Genomic DNA, 17498 nt, shown 5'->3' on the forward strand with positions numbered 1-17498 from the left:
AAATAAAGTGGCTTCTCAGGCACACGAAGCGCCAGAGAAGCCACATACACAGACAGACTAAACAAACAAATCCCTCAAATCCGACGCTAGAAACGAAGCGTCGCACTCAGCGCAAGACTACGCCCAGCGCCGACATAAGCACCACCAGTGCTGTCGCGTCCTACGAGGTAGTCTTTATCAAATAAATTTTGCACGCTTAACACTACTTCCCAATGCTCTTGACGATACCCGAGTGCCAGATTCGCTAGCATGTAACCACTCAAACTCAAAGCATCATCATTTGCCAAGTCTGCTGTAGCGTAAGAACTGTCGACATACGAAACATCGCCCGCGACAAACCAGTGATCAAAAAAATCGTATTGTGTCCAAAGAGCACCGGAAAATTCAGGGGCTCCGGGAAAGGCGTTGCCGTCATAATCTTCGAAATCGATGAACTTGGTCTTGGTATACCCTATTGATGCACCAACTAACCAATTCGAATCAATCGCCCACTGCGCTTCTAGCTCGCCTCCAAAAACCTGCGATTTCCCCGCATTCCCAGTAATAGTAGGCAACAGCGGGTCAATTTCAATCTGTACTTGTTGATCCACCCAATCATAGAAAAACACGTTTGCATTCACACGTAACTGCCCGTCCAGCCAGACAGATCGGTACGCAATTTCGTAGTCATTCAAGTACTCCGCATCCACAACCGGACCGTCGTATTGAGAGAAGCCCGCTCGATAACCTTTGGAATAACTGAATGCGACGCTCTGATTGTCCGTTAAATCATATGCCAGCGCAAATTTAGGTAGAAAGGCATCAAAGTCGCCATCGGCTTCCAGTTGGCTGCTGGTGCTGCGATCGAAAAATTGAGTATCAAAGCTCTCTTGATCGTAGCGCAATCCCACGCTCAGCGTCCACCGCTCCAAAAACGGCACATTCATTTCACCAAATATCGCTCGATTTTCAGTCAGTCGATCTGTTTCGAGATCCTGCAAGGCAAAACCATAATACTCGATGAGAGAATCCACCTCGTTCTTTAAACGAGAAGCGAAAACCCCCAACATACCATTCACAGCACGCTCGTTTGCATCGCCATAATTCAAACGCACTTCCTGTGAGAAGTCCTGGTCTGCTCTAACTTCGTCACGGTTATATGGCTGCTGCGGCGTAATAAAGGAGGTATCTGTTTGCGTATATGCAGTGATCGAACTCAGCTTCCAATCTTCATTAAAATCATAACTGGCACGCAAAATATGACCATTCACTTCATTCTCGCGGGCCTCAACAGCAATGACTGCCCCATCAAAACCAAATTCACGAGCGTATGGATCACCAGCATCCACCACCGGAACGGCGGGATTGTCGATGACGTGACTAAACGTCCCTTCAAGCTCGAGCCCAGAGGCCCACTTAGGCGTATACAACAATTTAGCCCGGATCATCTCGTAATCCTCTTCCCCGTATTCTGCCAAATCATCGTCGCTATAATCAATATCCAAGCTACGATCCATCTGCTCGCCTGTAATGCGAAACATCAATTCATCCTCTAGCAAGGGTCCGGAAATCATAAATGCAGCAGCGCTCTCATCCTCGGAACCATAACGACCACTCAAGGCACCTTCCCAATAAGGTGTTGGTGAATTCGTCTCCACGATAATCGCCCCCGCCAAAGAATTTCGTCCCTGCTGTAAGGATTGCGCACCACGATAGACTTCAAGCTGCTTCACATCCCACATACTATGTGCCCCACGTCGTGCGCCCTCAAATGATTGTGTCGCTCCATCAATAACTAAGCTGGCAAGCGGTCGTAATTGAGAGCCGGCTCCACTCACGCCTTCAGAATTGATCCCTCGAATGCTAAAACCGCTATTGCCGCCCCCCGCAGTGACCGACTGCACATTGGCGAGCATACGCATCGCTTCACGATAATCCTCAATTTGAAAATCTTCTAGCTGCTGCCCCGATAAAAATCCATAACTGTCATAGGTATTTTGTAAACTGCGCTCAGCCTTCTGCCCAGTCAGCACCACTGACTCAAGATCCAACAAGGCAAACTTCCCCGCCGGTCCCTCCGCCTCATTACTTTCATGCCTTGCCGCTAGATCCGCTGCAGCAGAACTAAAATTGGATAATAACAACAAACTGCCCAGGCATGTGAGTGCGCTAAAATGATTTAAGGATACAGCGTACCCATTCTTTGTTTTCATGTGCTGATTGACTCTGATTTATACTAAAAATAAAGGCAGTCCCGAAGGCCCACCTAGAAGGAAGGGAGCAACATCCAATGCTTGCATTGGTCGTTTTCTCTCGATTAATTACTAGATAATAAAATGATCGTGAGACTCAATCTCAAATATTAAGCAATTACTGAGTCAACCTTTAAGTCGAAAATAATCTATAAAATGTCACCGAAATGGACCAAACGCCTGCTCAGCCTACATCGGTGGACAGGCTTAATCACAGGTATAAACATCCTAATTCTCAGCATCACAGGTGCTTATCTGGTTGTCGCTGAAGACATCGATGCATGGCGAGAAGCCATCCCCCAGAACGAATCGATCGAAGAATCTCCGCTTACAGCACTTAATGTAGAGAGCTACACAAACTCCCTGAATATAGCCTATCGCACGCTCTTAGAGCACTATCCAGAAGCACGCTTACAACGGGTGCGAATGGCACAACAGGATTCAATACAACACGAATTTGGTCTGCTCCAAACGGATGAATTGGGAACCGAGCATTTCGAACGCTACTACGTCGAAGCAAGCAGCGGGCAACTAATCGATGACACACACATGCACGATCATTCGTTTACACATTGGGTACTCGAACTACACGCCAATCTGTTCTTAGGAATTTTCGGAATTTTATTTCTAGCGATAATCGGTAGCCTTTTTTTGATATCCTGCATAAGCGGTCTATTGGTCTATTTTCCCTATACCTTCAAACTCGAGCTGGGCAGGGTTCGCTGGGAGAAGCGCTGGCCAATCATCCTAGGGGATTGGCATAAGCTATTGGGTCTGAGCTCATTGGTATTTAACATCCTGATCGCACTGTCCGGAGTCGCCCTAACAATCGGGTTTTTACTCTCACAAATGTGGGTGCTGCAGACACTGCAAGAAAGAACCAGCCAACAGAGCCTGGAGATCCCACTCTCTCAGACACGCTCCCTCACTAAGCCTGGCAATATTTACCAAGCCTTTAGTAAAGAATTTGAGCATGCGAGTATCGAAACGCTCTACTACCCAGGTGGACCTCAAGGAGAAAATCACTACTTGATACTCGCAAACGCAAGTGGGCTATTTACCGAATTTATCCCGTTGGTAATCACCTCACCGATACATAGCCCGCAAGAATTAAGTCAACTGCAGCTACCACTGTGGATCCAGGCAGTCGCCATCTCCGCCCCCATTCATTTCGGCAACTTCGGAGGTTGGCCGATAAAGATACTTTATGTTCTACTAGGGCTCAGCTCAGGCTTACTCTCCTGCTCGGGTGCCCTACTCTACGCACGTAAACGCTTCCGCAAGTAACCGATGCCCTCGACGACAAAGAAAAAACGCTCACGTCCCCTGGAATGGACCTTGATGCTCCTGTTTACACTCGGTTTGGTATTGGCTCTAGCCGGCGACGGACTCGCCGACTACCTCGGAAGCCTGTTAATGGCAACTGCATTCTATCCAGTCATTCGAGCGTTTCGATACAACTGAGAATGTAGCTTAAAAAATCAGCCTAGAAATGCCTTCATCTCACGCACCGCTTGCTCCACACCGACAAAAAGTGCACGGCTCACAATGGTGTGTCCGATATTCAACTCGTGTAAATGCGGTAGCGTGATGACTTCGGAAATGTTGGTATAATTAATGCCATGCCCTGCATTCACAGTAATCCCTAAACTGTAAGCAAGCTCGGCACCCGCACGCAGCGTATCCAGTTCCTGAACGCGCTCGGCATGATAGTATGCATTCGCATAGGCTCCCGTGTGCAACTCAATCCACGGGCTTTTTAATTCGGCAGAGGCTTCGATCTGTGCCGGATCAGGATCGATAAATAGACTCGTCACGATCCCGGCCTCAGTCATCGCGGCCACCACTTCGCCGACACGTGATTTCTGCCCGACGATGTCCAGCCCGCCTTCAGTGGTCACTTCTTCACGACTTTCCGGCACCAAACAAACCGAATCTGGTTTCAGCTTGAGCGCGTACTCGATCATCTCTGGCGTGCAGGCCATTTCGAGATTTAAGCGTGTGGCGATCTGAGCGCGCGCGCGTTGCACATCTGCATCCTGCACGTGACGACGATCTTCGCGCAAGTGCATGGTAATGCCATCAGCGCCTGCCCGCTCACAAGCAAGAGCAAACTCAACACAGTCCGGCTCCACCTCGTCACCATGACTGAGCGCATGCTCACGGTAACGGGCCTGACGTACGGTGGCAACGTGGTCCACGTTCACACCAAGGAGAATCTTAGCAGCTTTCATAGTCAAATCTGTGAGTCAAATAGCCGAAGTCTCACGACTTCGGCTACCATATCAGACCAAAGTTTCGCAACTTCGGTTAAGGAAATAATTAAGTCAGCGACCTCTACTCGCGCGAGAGCTTACTTTCTGAAGCGATTTCAGGCCCCCCTTGCGCAAGCGCACGACGGCGCAGCCGAAGCGCGTTGAGATGGATAAATCCGCTGGCATCATCTGGATTGTAGTCGCTCGCAACGCCTTCCATCGAAGCGATGTTTTCGTCATACAGAGAAAGCGGCGACTTGCGACCTACCGTCGTAACATTGCCCTTGTAAAGCTTAAGGCGTACTGTGCCCGTAACCGTCTTTTGCGAGTCGTCGATCAGAGCCTGCAGCGCTTCGCGCTCAGGCGCATACCAGAAACCATTATAGACCAACTCGGCATAACGAGGGATCAATCCATCGCGTAAGTGTGCAAGTTCGCGGTCCATTGTAATTGTTTCCAAGTTGCGATGGCCTTGCAGCAAAATGGTGCCACCCGGAGTCTCATAGACACCACGGCTCTTCATGCCAACGAAGCGGTTCTCGACAATATCCACACGCCCGACGCCGTGCTTACCAGCCAACTTATTCAAGTGCTTCATGACCTGAGCTGGATTCATAGCAACCCCATTCACAGCCACACAGTCACCACGTTCGAAATCAAGCTCGACGTATTCAGGCTCATCCGGTGCATCTTCGGGCGCTGTTGTCAGCTTATACATCCCCTTATTGTCGTCCGTCGTCGGATCAAACCAAGTGTCTTCTAAAATGCCAGCTTCGTATGAAATGTGCAGCAAGTTACGATCCATCGAATATGGCTTGGAAGCGCTGGCTTCGACATCGATATTGTTTTCACGGCAATAGTCGATCATCTCCGTGCGTCCAGGAAAGGCCTTCCGGAAGACCTCCATACGCCAAGGTGAAATAATTTGCAACTTAGGCGCGAGCGCCGCGTAGCCTAATTCAAAACGGACTTGGTCATTCCCCTTACCTGTGGCGCCGTGCGCAACTGCATCCGCACCTTCACGCTCCGCAATCTCAACGTGTGCCTTCGCAATCAGCGGGCGCGCAATCGATGTGCCGAGCAAATATTGACCTTCGTAAATCGCATTGGCACGCATCATCGGAAAGATGAAGTCACGTGCAAACTCTTCGACCAAATCAACTGTATAGTGTGCAGAAGCACCAGTCGCTTTCGCCTTTTCCGCCAAACCGTCGAGCTCTTCTTCTTGGCCGACATCCGCAGCGAAAGTAATAATTTCCGCATTATAGTGCTCCTTGAGCCAGCTAACGAGAACGGAGGTGTCGAGACCACCAGAGTATGCGAGTACAATCTTCATAGTAAAAATATTAAAAAGGAGCTACCAGAACTGTGATTCCAACGCGCAGACGCAAGCGGAAAGCAGAGCCATGCTAGGAATTAAAAAATTTTATCCTGCCAACTAGCGACTAGCACGGTTTACTTAAAACTAGCCAGCGACGAATGAAACCCACTCGGCCACTTCATGCTAGACTCCTGATCAGTAGGCTGCACTCGTAAGATCTGCGGGGTCGGCATCGGCGACATTTGCTGTACAGCAGCCAATAATTCAGCATCATTACGGGCTGGCGCGGGACGCCTCGCAGCAGCGGCGCTAACCGAACGCAATTGCTTCTCAACTGGGGTCAATTCCGGACGTAAGCCCATTAAACGTAATTGTGCAGCAATGCTTGCACGTTGATTCGCGGAACGCTGTGCCTGCGTTGTCGCATAACGCCGCCATTCGCTTCGCCCAATGGTATCTAATGGATCCATCTGTAATTCCTGATCCGATTCAATCCCCTCAAGTGCCGCTCGCGACGCCAGATTGACCGTATCACGTAATGCCGGCGCCAGCAGCACAAAACCTATTACAAAGGACGCAGCTAAACCCGCCCCCATAATCCAACGTGGAAAGTGTCCCTTGTCTCCAGCAAATTCCTGCGTCGACACAGGCAAATCGCCGAACTGAGGCCTGCCACTGTCCATCAACTCGCGTTGCTGACGCGCCCCCAACGCAGCCTGACGTCGCACACGACGCCTTTCGTCACTGACAGAACTAACGGAACTGACAGAACTAAGTGTATGCGGAGTTCTTGCAGCTCTTGCAGTCGGCAGCTTCCCCTTGACGCGATTCCCCTTCGTACGCTTGCTCTTGGTGCTCTTGGTGCTCTTGAAAGAGGATGATTCCACACGCGACGAAGACCGCCCTGAGCGTCGTTTAGAAACCGCACAGGGACTCATCGCTAGGCGCATCGCCTGATTCAAACGACAGCGCTCCTGGAACTCTAGCTTACGCTCAAGGTTCGCCTCTAATTCTGCCTTTAAATCAGCAAGGCCCTGCTCTGAGATCTCTCGATCCAAATATAGATTAACAAGCTCTAAAAATTTCTCTTCGCTCATGCAAAATCATCACCCATGAGATCACGCAGACTATCCCGCGCACGGGCAATCCGACTCTTCACCGTACCCACGCTGATCTCTAATTGCTGCGCAATTTCGTCGTAGGACAGGTTCTTAACGTTTCGTAAAATCAAGACTTCCTGATGTTTTTCGTTGAGCCCCTGCATACACTCAGAGACACGATCCACAAATTCTTGAGTCACCGCAGCCTCAGAAGGATTTTCCCCTGCACATGGCATCACATTTTCCAAAGTCATACTCCCATCATCGCCCAAGGGTTGGTCCAAGGAAATCGACTGATCCCGCTTACGACGAAACCAATACCAGTAGCGATTGTGCGCGAGGTTCGTCGCGATTTGATACAGCCAAGTCGAAAAGGATGCATCGCCTCGAAAATTCTCCAAGCCACGATGGGCACGAATAAAAGCATCCTGCGTCACTTCCTCCGCATCTTGTTTATTTTTAAGAAGTTGCGAAACACGCGCAAAAATTCGGTCATAATAGCGAGTGACCATGTCATTGTAAGCGGCCATGTCGCCCGCCTTGATGCGCTCAATCAGCAGCTCATCAGGGTGAATCGTCTCAGTTTTAGCACTCATAGTTGTGTTCATGAAGGGTAGATCGTTAAATGCTTAGATTTGTTCCAATAAACTTCGTTCAAATAAAAATAAAAAATGTTTTCCTATCCTTGACAAGACGCCGCTGCACACCTTTTATCCCGCGCTTTCGTGTAGGGGTCGTTAGCTCAATCGGTAGAGCAGTTGACTTTTAATCAATTGGTTCGGGGTTCGAGTCCCCGACGGCCTACCACGGTAACTTTGCCCGCAAGTTCCACAACATGCGGGCTTTTTTGTGCCTTGCGGCCATTGCGAGAAGCTGCCCAAGCTATGACTTCGCACCATTGGTGATCAGCACAACCGTAAATCAACAACCAACCAGCTCTCATATAATGCCCTCGCGCGGACGCCATCAAAGCACTTCGAAAGAATGTCGACGAATGATCCAAAAAATTGAAGCGATCGATGGCGTCATTGGTGTCATCATCGGACAATCCTATGGTGGGAAATCGCTCGGCAAGCACAGTCGAACTGGAAGCGTAAAAGTACAGCGGATCGAACAAGCAGGCATCAAAGCTGCCACCCAAAGCGCTAAAGGCTTGCAGGAACTCTTCATCCGAACCGAAGCGGGACAAGAAAAGCCAATCGCTGAAAAAATAGCCGACCTGCCTTAGCGTTCGACCTCAATTTCCCATCACGCACTTTATTCAATCATCTCGATTAAGCCATCTATTTAACAGCATAGACCGTCTAAATAATTTACATGCCACTCGAACTTGAAACGGACACTAAATTAGACATACCTAATTATAAAACACGAAACAACACACTAAAAAGGGAATTTATACTTATGGCAGAACAAGGATCTACAGGTAACGTCATCGCCGCATTATGCAGCTTTTTCATCCCAGGATTGGGACAGCTAGTACAGGGGCGCCCACTAATGGCTCTGATCCAATTCGTTTTAGCCAGCGTTCTATGGATCCTATTAATGGGCTGGATAATACATTTATGGTCTATTTTGGATGCGGCACTATTTAAGCCTAAGTCATAAGACTCGCTCAAACTACTTGAACAATAAATAGGTGACGAGGCCCCTCATAGGGGGACCTCGCCCATTTGAAAAATAGATTAGCTCCGCAGACTTAACACAGTCTTCTCGTAATCTTTCACCTTCGCCAGCAGATCCAGCTCATTTGGCACATCATTACGCTGGCAGAACTCTGCCCACACTGCGGACCATGGCAAGGCTTTGGCTTGTTCCAACAGGGCCAAGCGCGTGGTGTAATCGCCGGATAGTTCGGCTTCACGCAATGCAGCGCGTGGCTCGAGTAAGGCCAGCAATAGAGACTTTTGTGCCGCGCGTGTGCCGATCGCCCAAGCTGCGATACGATTGATGGAAGCGTCGAAGAAATCGAGTCCGATATGGGTGCGTGGCAGTGCCTCACAACGCACGAGCTCCTGCATAATCTGCTGCGTGGCATCATCAAAAAGCACCACATGGTCACTATCCCAACGCACACCGCGCGAGACGTGCAGCAAGAGCTCGGGCACATACATCAATACGGATGAAATCTTATCCGCGATACTTTCGGTCGGATGAAAGTGGCCGGCATCCAAGCAGAGCGCCGTTTGATGCTTCTGCGCATAGCCCATATAAAACTCGTGCGAGCCCACGACAAAACTCTCGGAGCCGATGCCGAAAAGTTTGCACTCCACTGCATCAATGTTGTGCGCAAGCTCCAATTTGTCCGCGAAAACCGCATCAAGACTATTGGATAGACGTTGGCGAAAGCCTTGGCGATCAGCCGGCAGATCTTTCATGCCGTCCGGAACCCAAACATTTGTAACCGCAGCGCTCCCGAGTTGCTTACCCATCTCCGCAGCGATCGCACGACTGCGCTTGCAGTGCTCAATCCAGAAATCACGAATGCCTGCATCCGGGTGACTCAGCGTGAAACCATCGTCCGCCTTGGCGTGAGAAAAATTGGATGGATTGAAGTCCATACCGATCCCCTGCGCCTGAGCCCAGTCGATCCAGCTTTGGAAATGCCCAACCTCGATCGCATCGCGGTCCACTTTCTGCCCACCAAAATCACCATAAATGGCATGTAGGTTCAAACGATGATTTCCCGGCAATAGACTCAACACTTGCTCCAAGTCTTGACGCAACTCGTCAATGCTACGTGCCTTGCCAGGGTAATTACCAGTCACAGCCAGTCCACTGCCTAGCGCACCGGCCCCGGATTCAAAGCCCACCACATCGTCCCCTTGCCAACAGTGCAAGGAGATCGGTGTGCTCGCGAGCGCAGTCAGAGCTTGTTCAACATCAACGCCAATCGAGGCGTATATTTCTTTGGCTTCGTTATACATATCAGGATAATAAGGAGTCAGCATTCGATTTATTCAGAAAGACCTATCATAACCGCTCAGAGGTCGTCTGTGAATGCACAGACTGATAGAATATTTGCACTTTTTGACATCGAAATATTAAAAACTCCCAATAGAGTTCTACGCCATAGATGCAAAGTTATAGTCGATACTTCCCTTCCGACCCTGCCGCCTCTGGTTGGGGATGGCGTATATTAGACGCCGGACGACAAGCGATTGCCTCTCAGGCACGGTATCCGGATGCTGAACATCCGCTGGCGTATTTATTCGATGCCGATGGGCGCCGCACTCTGGAGGAGTTTCAAATCGTCTTCATCGAAGCAGGCTCAGGTATATTTGAATCCGAGAAAGTCCCGAGAATGCAGGTCTCCGCGGGCAGTGTCTTCTTAATCTTCCCAGGCGAATGGCACCGCTACCATCCTGCCCCCAGCACAGGCTGGCGCGAAGCATGGGTCGGCTTTCGCGGCGCAGATGCCACCCGCGTCATGCACCAGTTTTTCCAATCCAAGCAGGCGGTGCTGCAGACGCAGCAGCCACAAGAAATCGTCGGACTGTTCGACCGCCTATTGCACTGGGCCCATCAAGACATCGCAGGGCGCGATCAAATCGCAGCCAGTCACATACCACTCATTTTAGCTTTTTTGAAGGCCGATCAAGCTGAACTCACACAGCCACACAACAGCGACGCCGCCATTGTCCAGCGCGCCAAGGCGGCGATGCTAGAACAGCTGGACAAACGCAGCGATCTGGCAGCCTTAGCCCAGCAGCTCGGATGCAGTTATTCCCGCTTCCGCTTCGCCTTCAAACGCGAAACCGGCCACGCGCCGCGCAAATTCGAAAACCAGATCAAACTCAACCGCTCGCGCGATTTATTACAGCACAATCACTTGAGCGTCTCTGAAACCGCCGACGCATTGGGCTTTAGTTCGGTCTATTATTTTTCCAGAGCCTTTAAACGTGCCTTCGGTCAATCACCGACAGAATGGGTAAAGGCCTACGGACAACAGTCAAAGTAGCGAGGCTCCTCAAATCACGTTTAGCGTTAGCCCCAGGCAGCACGACCATAGCACACAATGCCGCGGTATTCCCAAAGCCCTAGCCCTCGCTACGAAACTGAGTCGGCGACATGCCGGTGATACGCTTAAAGGAACGATTGAACTGCGAAATGGAGTCGAAACCTGTCTCAAAGGCAATCTCGCTCACGCGGAGATGCGGATTTTGCAATAGGTGCTTGGCCTTCTCGACGCGGGTACGCGCCAAATAATCGGTAAAAGTAATGCCTGTGGCTTGCTTGAACACCTTGCAAAAATGACGCGTGCTGGCATTCACGGCCTGCGCGGCTTCGTCCAAGCTGATGCGCTCATTGAAACGCTCACTGATATATTTCTTGGCGCGGCTCACCACTTGATCTTCTGGATCGGCCGCGGCGAGCGACTGCTGGGGCTCGATACTATTACTGATAGTCGCGAGGTGCTCAGCAAAGGTCGACAACAGCCGCAACATGGCATCGTACTGCTCTGGATTGAAGACCTTGGTCTGAAAATAAGCTTCTTCCAAGGCCTTTAAATTCACCTCACTCCCCCAGGCGAGCAACTGCTTGGTGGTGCGTGAAAACTCCTGCTGATTCGGTTGGTGCAAGAGAATTTGCCCGGTCTGCAGGAATGCAATCAACTCACCGCCGACCCGAATCGGCACGGCACTATCGCATAGCCCCGCAAAACAATGCAGCGATTTAGGCTCCATGCCGGCCTTCTGCTCCAAGTCGGCCTGCATCTTAATGCAATTCGCACAACCGGCATTGGTCTGCGCCAGCAACATGCAAAACGGGTTCCCGCCCTCGCGACTCTTCAATGCATTCTCATAGGCCTTTACCGGACGAATCGCCAAGGGCAGCCCGGTGGCCGCTCGAAAGGCCTGCTCGTAGTCTCGATAGAGTTGCGATTCACTCAACCGGTCGACCAGAGTACGACCTGCACCACTGGGCGCGCAGGTTGAATCAGTATCGGAATGACAGGTTTCGGTGAGCATATCAGGAGAAAAAAGTGTTTTTTGCAGAATATGCGCAGTCTTATGCGCAATATGCTGAGACAGCCTAGCCCCTGATCTGTAATAATCAAGCCATGCATGCACGCTTGGTCAGCTACCTTCGTGATAACCGTGATCAAATCATTGAGAACTGGTTAACCGAAGTGGATATCCCAGCCCCCATCGAATCGAAGGGGCTGGAAAGCGGTGTTGTGCCCTATGAGTTCTTTACCAAGGCGCTGGATGCAGTTCTCGATTTGATAGAAAACGGGCCTGATGCAGGCAAAAACCCTGAGGTGCTCCATCTCAGCAAGTTTCTCGGCGTGAGCTGCGACTGCCGCGAGCGCTGCTTCGGCGGACGGGTCTGCTTGGAACTACAGGATGCAGGCTTACACGCCTTCATGTCTGTCTTCGACGATGAGTGGGACGCTGAACACGAATTTAGCCCCTTTGATCGCGAGTGCTCCAAAGGCCTGATCAACCACGCGCTCTCTATTTTCTTCAGTAAAGAAATTAAACTCTGCCAACAAAGAACCTTCCGCAACGACTGCCCATTTGCTGCTTACAACTAAATACTTCCATGAACGTCCTCATACTCACCGTCTTCCTGAGCCTACTACTCGCTTCGCTCTTTCTACTCTTCTTCGTTCGCGAACGACGCACACAGGGCCTCGGCTCTCCGGAGCAGGATGCCCTGCGCCCATTCGACTCTGAAATCCCTAAAAATGCCCTCCACCGCTAAACTCACAGCGACGACTTACATTTAACGCAGATGAATACAAACAACACAAAAACCACGACTATCGTCTACGATGACGACTCCGTAAGGAAGTTCATGATCGCCTCCATTTTCTGGGGCCTGGTCGGCATGGGCGCAGGCGTCTTGATCGCCACCCAATTGAACTACTGGCAAATGAACGGAAAGTTCCTCGAATGGATCACATTCGGGTGGCTCAAAAGTGAGGGCGTGGAGTTCCTGACTTTCGGACGCCTACGTCCACTGCATACCAATGCTGCGATTTTCGCCTTCGTGGGTAATATGATGTTTGCCGGCATCTACTACTCGACTCAGCGTCTCTGCCGTGCGCGCATGGCATCCGACCTGCTCACCAAGATTAACCTCTGGGGCTGGCAATTTATCATTGTCTGCGCCGCCATCACCCTGCCCGCGGGCTACACTCGGGGTAAAGAATACGCGGAACTGATCTGGCCAATCAACATTTTGGTCGCTGTCATCTGGCTGGTCTTCGCCGCCAATTTCTTTTGGACGCTGGCAAAGCGCAATGAGAAGTCGCTCTATGTGGGGCTCTGGTTCTACATCGCGACCATCGTAACGATCACCATGCTTTATGTGGTCAATCACCTCTCGATCCCAACCAGCTTCACTCACAGCTACCCGATCTTTGGAGGCGTGCAAGACGCGCTGGTCCAGTGGTGGTATGGGCACAACGCGGTGGCGTTCTTCCTCACCACGCCGATGCTGGGCATCATGTATTACTTCGTGCCCAAGGCAGCGAATCGTCCGGTCTACTCCTATCGCCTGTCGATCATCCACTTCTGGTCGCTGGTATTCATCTACATCTGGGCGGGTCCGCACCACTTGCTCAACACTGCCCTGCCCGAGTGGCTACAATCACTGGGCATGATTTTCTCACTCATGCTATGGGCGCCCTCTTGGGCCGGCATGCTCAATGGTCTGCTCACCCTGCGGGGCGCATGGGACAAGCTACTGACCGACCCGATCATTAAATTCTTTGCCGCAGCCGTCACCTTCTACGGCATGGCCACCTTCGAAGGCCCCCTGCTTTCGATCAAAGCTGTCAATGCCCTATCGCACTATACCGACTGGACCGTCGGACACGTGCACGCCGGCACCCTCGGTTGGAACGGATTCCTCGCTGCGGGTATGTTCTACTGGCTGGCACCACGCCTGTGGAATACCAAACTCTATTCCACGACATTGGCCAACGCTCACTTCTGGCTCGGCATGGTGGGCATCCTACTCTACGTGGCTTCGATGTGGGTCTCTGGTATCACACAGGGCCTCATGCTCAACGCCACCACAGAGGGCGGCACCGTCCTGCAGTATCCTAATTTCCTGGACACCTTACAAGCGATCCGTCCGGTCATGCTCTTCCGCGCCATCGGTGGCGGCCTCTACTTGATCGGCTTCTTTATGTTGGCCTACAACATCTGGAAAACCGCCCGCAGTGGTCAAGCTGTCAACGGCACCGTGGAAGTCGCCACTCAAACTGAGTCCGACACCGACAAGCGTTTCTCTACCTTCCTCTCGGCTCCTGTCATTTACTCTGGCCTGATCATCTTCTCGGTCTGCCTATCCATCTTCAGCAATGGAGCGCTCTTCATCTTTGGCATGTTCTTGACCATCGTCTTTATCATTGTGGCCATCGCCCACTTTGAAGTGTCCAAGGCGAGCTGGAACGACTGGTTCGAAGAGCTCCTAAGCCATAGCTTTGGCTTTAGTGTCTTGACGATCATTGCTGCAGCCATCGGTGGGGCGATCCAAATCATCCCGACTGTTACTGTGCAACGCGCGGACAACATCGAAGGCCGTATTCAAGTGCCCTATACACCACTCGAACTCGCTGGTCGTGATATCTACGTCAGCGAAGGCTGCTATAACTGCCACTCACAAATGATCCGCACCCTGGTGCCCGATGTCATGCGCTATGGCAACAGTGGCCAAGGGGGCGGCTACTCCCACCTGGGCGAATCGATCTACGACTTTCCTTATCAATGGGGCTCCAAACGCACGGGTCCTGACCTCGCCCGCGAAGGCAGCCACCGCTCTGACGACTGGCACTACTGGCACATGCTAAATCCGCGTGACATCTCACCGGGCTCCAACATGCCCAACTACCCATGGCTCTTCGAAAAGCCGATCAAAGTCAGCCAATTGCCCAATAAAATACATGCCATGCGCATGCTAGGGGTGCCTTACCCGATCGATCTCTCCGAAGAGGAAATCCAAGCCCAGGTCGATGAACAAGCCGCTGGCATCGTCGAACGCCTGGCCGAAAAGGGCGCCTTCACCGAACCTGACCGCGAAATCGTCGCCCTCATCGCCTACCTACAAAAACTGGGCACCTACACAGAAACGGGCGATTCCGCAGAATAGTCCGCCCATTCACTCATTCGTAAGTATTAGTTACTAATTCCAAATTCTAAAAGTCATGTTTAAACGAATCATCTACGACGATTGGACCAGCATCGTTCCACTCATCTCCTTCTGGCTCACCTTTGGCGTCTTCCTCGCCATCGTTGTGCGAGCCTTGCTCCTTAAAAAGACCACCGTTCACCACATGGAGAACCTCCCGCTCGAAGACGGAGACAACGCGAACACTCAAGTAGCTAGCAAATGAGCACAGACGACCATAAAGACTCTCACCTCGTCAAACAAGAGGACCTGCCCGAAGGGGTCATTCTGCGCGACCACGTAGTCGACGGCATCCAGGAGTATGATCAACGCCTCCCCTTCTGGTGGCTATGCATCCTCTTCGGTGTGATCGCCTTCTCCATTGTTTATTGGCTGGTGCTGGATGATCGCAGTTTTAACGGCAGCGCGCACCAAGAGCTCGAAGCGCAACTACAAGCGGTCGCGGCCAAGCGCCTGGCGAATTCGATCGACGTCACCAACGACGATCTCTTCTTCGAGATGGCAGGCACCGCACAATTCGTCAGCGCGGGTGAAAACACCTTCATGACCAACTGTGTGGCCTGTCACGGCAAGGAGCTACAAGGCGGCATCGGCTTCAACCTAGTCGACGAGGAGTGGGTGCACGGCTCCAAACCCTCCGAAATCTATAATACGATTGCTCATGGCGTGCCTGAAAAAGGCATGCAAGCCTGGGAGAGCCAACTGGGCCAAAAGCGTATCGCCGAAGTGGTCGCTTTTGTCTTGAGCAAAAACCCAGGGCTGAAGCCATAAAAAAAATCGAACACTCAACACCGAACATTGAACATCGAATAAGTCCTCTCAAACAAGCTCTGCATTCAGAATTGGATATTGGACCTTCGGTGTTCGATGTTCACCCCATATCATGAAGCCCAATCAGCCATCACGTGCCACGCCAACGACCATCAACCAGGATGGTTCGCGTAAGTTTCTGCATCCAGCCGACGTTAAGGGTTTCTTCACCACCTACCGTCGCATCTTCGCGCTGCTACTGATCGGCATCTACGTATCCCTGCCATGGATACCGATCAATGGTCACCCGGCCGTGTTCCTGGATGTGCTCAATCGCCGCTTCCACCTATTCGGCCTTAGCTTCGCAGCTCAAGACCTGTGGATGGCGTTTTTCTTCATCACGGGCCTGGGCTTCACACTCTTCTTCATCACAGCACTGCTCGGTCGCGTATGGTGTGGTTGGGCCTGCCCGCAAACGGTCTTCTTGGAACATGTCTATCGCCGTATCGAACGCTGGATTGAGGGCGACGCAGCTGCTCGCAAGAAATTGGACAAGCAAGCATGGGATAACGAAAAGATCATCAAACGTGTCGTAAAGAATGGCATCTTCTTCGCCTTCTCGGCGCTGATCGCGCACCTCTTCCTCGCCTACTTCATTTCGATTCCCGAGCTCTATCACTGGATGACGAGCAGCCCGAAAGAGCACTGGGGCGCCTTCTTATTTGTCTTCATCGCTAGCAGCATTATCTTCGTCAATTTCGCCTGGTTCCGCGAGCAGCTATGCCTGGTCATCTGCCCTTACGGTCGCCTGCAATCCGCCTTGATCGACGATGACACACTCATTATCGGCTACGATGAAAAGCGCGGCGAACCCCGCGGTTCAGCGAAAAAGAAAGACATCGGCGACTGCGTGGATTGCACCCGCTGTGTGCAGGTCTGCCCCACGGGCATCGACATCCGCCAGGGCCTGCAAATGGAATGCATCGGCTGCGCCAACTGTATCGACGCTTGTGATACAATCATGGCCAAGCTGAACCGTCCCAAAGGTCTAATCCGCTACGACTCACAAAATGGCCTCGCAGGCCAAAAGCGGCGCTACTTACGCCCACGCACTTTTATCTACGCCGCACTGATGCTCATCGGGGCAGCAGCCTTTACACTCTCCGCCATGCAACTGCGCAGCGCTAATATGAATGTCGTGCGCATGTCCGGCGCCCCCTACTTCCTAAGCGATGCGGGCGTGCGCAATCAATACATGGTGCGGGTGATCAATAAGACCAACGAAACCAAGACCTATCGCATAATCAGCGCCGCGGAAGACCAGACCTATACAATGGAAGGCAACGAAGACGGCATCACTGTGCCGCCTATGGGCGAAGAAGTGCGCCCGGTCATCATATCTGTCCCACGCGCGCACTACAGCGGACAGTTTCCCTTAACGCTCTCTCTACTCGCGCCTGACGGGGAGACAATCATCATGACTCGCGAAGCGGAATTCCTAGGTCCCAACGCACGACTTTGGAAAGAACACTCAGCAAAAGAATGAGCACGCCCAAGAAAAAGAAATTTGCCTGGTCCCTGTGGATTCCTGTGACCCTCGCCTTCATTCTGGTCATCATCGCATGGACGATCCTGATCAAAATAGCTAAAGAAAATCCCGTTGAAACGATTGAAATCGAAAGCGAGAGATGAT

The 17498-nt window shown here is 51.6% G+C and carries 19 protein-coding genes and 1 tRNA gene; 13 read left to right on the forward strand and 7 right to left on the reverse strand.

What is annotated here, in order from left to right; translation table 11 throughout:
- Nucleotides 1-86: 86 nt before the first annotated feature.
- Complete coding sequence (locus QEH59_RS03505) at nucleotides 87-2192, reverse strand: TonB-dependent receptor (RefSeq protein ID WP_308983972.1); 2106 nt, start codon at nucleotides 2190-2192, stop codon at nucleotides 87-89.
- A 195-nt stretch (nucleotides 2193-2387) separates the two neighbouring features.
- Between QEH59_RS03505 and QEH59_RS03510 the strand changes: the two genes are divergently transcribed.
- Nucleotides 2388-3518, forward strand: coding sequence for a PepSY-associated TM helix domain-containing protein (locus QEH59_RS03510; RefSeq protein ID WP_308983973.1), 1131 nt, complete (start codon nucleotides 2388-2390; stop codon nucleotides 3516-3518).
- A 3-nt stretch (nucleotides 3519-3521) separates the two neighbouring features.
- Nucleotides 3522-3695: a hypothetical protein gene (locus QEH59_RS03515; RefSeq protein WP_308983974.1), complete on the forward strand. Its 174-nt coding sequence runs from the start codon at nucleotides 3522-3524 to the stop codon at nucleotides 3693-3695.
- Between the two features lie 17 nt (nucleotides 3696-3712).
- On the opposite strand, the gene QEH59_RS03520 is transcribed toward QEH59_RS03515, so the two are convergent.
- The 4 genes from QEH59_RS03520 to QEH59_RS03535 all read right to left on the reverse strand — a co-directional run bounded on the left by QEH59_RS03520 (nucleotide 3713) and on the right by QEH59_RS03535 (nucleotide 7503).
- A complete protein-coding gene (locus tag QEH59_RS03520; RefSeq protein ID WP_308983975.1) occupies nucleotides 3713-4465 on the reverse strand; it encodes a pyridoxine 5'-phosphate synthase in 753 nt (250 codons plus the stop codon).
- 103 nt (nucleotides 4466-4568) lie between these two features.
- A complete protein-coding gene (locus QEH59_RS03525) occupies nucleotides 4569-5822 on the reverse strand; it encodes an argininosuccinate synthase (protein ID WP_308983976.1) in 1254 nt (417 codons plus the stop codon).
- Between the two features lie 119 nt (nucleotides 5823-5941).
- Nucleotides 5942-6904: a hypothetical protein gene (locus tag QEH59_RS03530; RefSeq protein ID WP_308983977.1), complete on the reverse strand. Its 963-nt coding sequence runs from the start codon at nucleotides 6902-6904 to the stop codon at nucleotides 5942-5944.
- Nucleotides 6901-7503, reverse strand: coding sequence for an RNA polymerase sigma factor (locus QEH59_RS03535; protein ID WP_308983978.1), 603 nt, complete (start codon nucleotides 7501-7503; stop codon nucleotides 6901-6903). Before QEH59_RS03535 ends, QEH59_RS03530 begins: the two co-directional genes overlap by 4 nt.
- 135 nt (nucleotides 7504-7638) lie before the next feature.
- On the opposite strand from QEH59_RS03535, the gene QEH59_RS03540 reads away from it, so the two are divergent.
- From QEH59_RS03540 to QEH59_RS18860, 3 genes are all read left to right on the forward strand, one after another.
- Nucleotides 7639-7714, forward strand: a tRNA-Lys gene (locus tag QEH59_RS03540).
- 187 nt (nucleotides 7715-7901) lie between these two features.
- Nucleotides 7902-8135, forward strand: coding sequence for a hypothetical protein (locus QEH59_RS03545; RefSeq protein WP_308983979.1), 234 nt, complete (start codon nucleotides 7902-7904; stop codon nucleotides 8133-8135).
- A 176-nt stretch (nucleotides 8136-8311) separates the two neighbouring features.
- Entirely contained in the window at nucleotides 8312-8515 is a 204-nt protein-coding gene (locus QEH59_RS18860; protein WP_345785321.1) for a hypothetical protein, read from the forward strand.
- 77 nt (nucleotides 8516-8592) lie between these two features.
- On the opposite strand, the gene QEH59_RS03550 is transcribed toward QEH59_RS18860, so the two are convergent.
- Nucleotides 8593-9858, reverse strand: coding sequence for an L-rhamnose isomerase (locus tag QEH59_RS03550; RefSeq protein ID WP_308983980.1), 1266 nt, complete (start codon nucleotides 9856-9858; stop codon nucleotides 8593-8595).
- A 125-nt stretch (nucleotides 9859-9983) separates the two neighbouring features.
- Between QEH59_RS03550 and QEH59_RS03555 the strand changes: the two genes are divergently transcribed.
- Nucleotides 9984-10868 carry a helix-turn-helix domain-containing protein gene (locus tag QEH59_RS03555; protein ID WP_308983981.1) on the forward strand — a complete coding sequence of 295 codons (885 nt, stop codon included), beginning with the start codon at nucleotides 9984-9986 and terminating at the stop codon, nucleotides 10866-10868.
- A gap of 79 nt (nucleotides 10869-10947) precedes the next feature.
- On the opposite strand, the gene QEH59_RS03560 is transcribed toward QEH59_RS03555, so the two are convergent.
- Nucleotides 10948-11880, reverse strand: coding sequence for a PocR ligand-binding domain-containing protein (locus tag QEH59_RS03560; protein ID WP_308983982.1), 933 nt, complete (start codon nucleotides 11878-11880; stop codon nucleotides 10948-10950).
- A gap of 92 nt (nucleotides 11881-11972) precedes the next feature.
- Here QEH59_RS03560 and QEH59_RS03565 point away from each other — a divergent pair, with 92 nt between their 5' ends.
- The 7 genes from QEH59_RS03565 to QEH59_RS03595 all read left to right on the forward strand — a co-directional run bounded on the left by QEH59_RS03565 (nucleotide 11973) and on the right by QEH59_RS03595 (nucleotide 17497).
- A complete protein-coding gene (locus tag QEH59_RS03565; RefSeq protein WP_308983983.1) occupies nucleotides 11973-12449 on the forward strand; it encodes a hypothetical protein in 477 nt (158 codons plus the stop codon).
- Between the two features lie 8 nt (nucleotides 12450-12457).
- On the forward strand, nucleotides 12458-12619 hold the full coding sequence (locus tag QEH59_RS03570) for a hypothetical protein (RefSeq protein WP_308952178.1): 162 nt from the start codon (nucleotides 12458-12460) through the stop codon (nucleotides 12617-12619).
- Between the two features lie 30 nt (nucleotides 12620-12649).
- Nucleotides 12650-15016, forward strand: a complete 2367-nt coding sequence (ccoN, locus tag QEH59_RS03575) for a cytochrome-c oxidase, cbb3-type subunit I (RefSeq protein WP_308983984.1) — start codon at nucleotides 12650-12652, stop codon at nucleotides 15014-15016.
- Between the two features lie 55 nt (nucleotides 15017-15071).
- Entirely contained in the window at nucleotides 15072-15260 is a 189-nt protein-coding gene (locus QEH59_RS03580) for a hypothetical protein (RefSeq protein ID WP_308952176.1), read from the forward strand.
- The gene (locus QEH59_RS03585) at nucleotides 15257-15826 is read left to right on the forward strand and encodes a c-type cytochrome (RefSeq protein WP_308983985.1); all 570 of its coding nucleotides are present in this window, start codon (nucleotides 15257-15259) and stop codon (nucleotides 15824-15826) included. Before QEH59_RS03580 ends, QEH59_RS03585 begins: the two co-directional genes overlap by 4 nt.
- A gap of 112 nt (nucleotides 15827-15938) precedes the next feature.
- Nucleotides 15939-17351 carry a cytochrome c oxidase accessory protein CcoG gene (gene ccoG / locus QEH59_RS03590; RefSeq protein WP_308983986.1) on the forward strand — a complete coding sequence of 471 codons (1413 nt, stop codon included), beginning with the start codon at nucleotides 15939-15941 and terminating at the stop codon, nucleotides 17349-17351.
- A complete protein-coding gene (locus QEH59_RS03595) occupies nucleotides 17348-17497 on the forward strand; it encodes a hypothetical protein (RefSeq protein WP_308952172.1) in 150 nt (49 codons plus the stop codon). Before ccoG ends, QEH59_RS03595 begins: the two co-directional genes overlap by 4 nt.
- Nucleotide 17498 lies beyond the last annotated feature (1 nt).

Source organism: Thalassobacterium sedimentorum (assembly GCF_031127905.1).
GTDB classification, from domain to species: Bacteria; Verrucomicrobiota; Verrucomicrobiia; order Opitutales; family Coraliomargaritaceae; genus Thalassobacterium; species Thalassobacterium sedimentorum.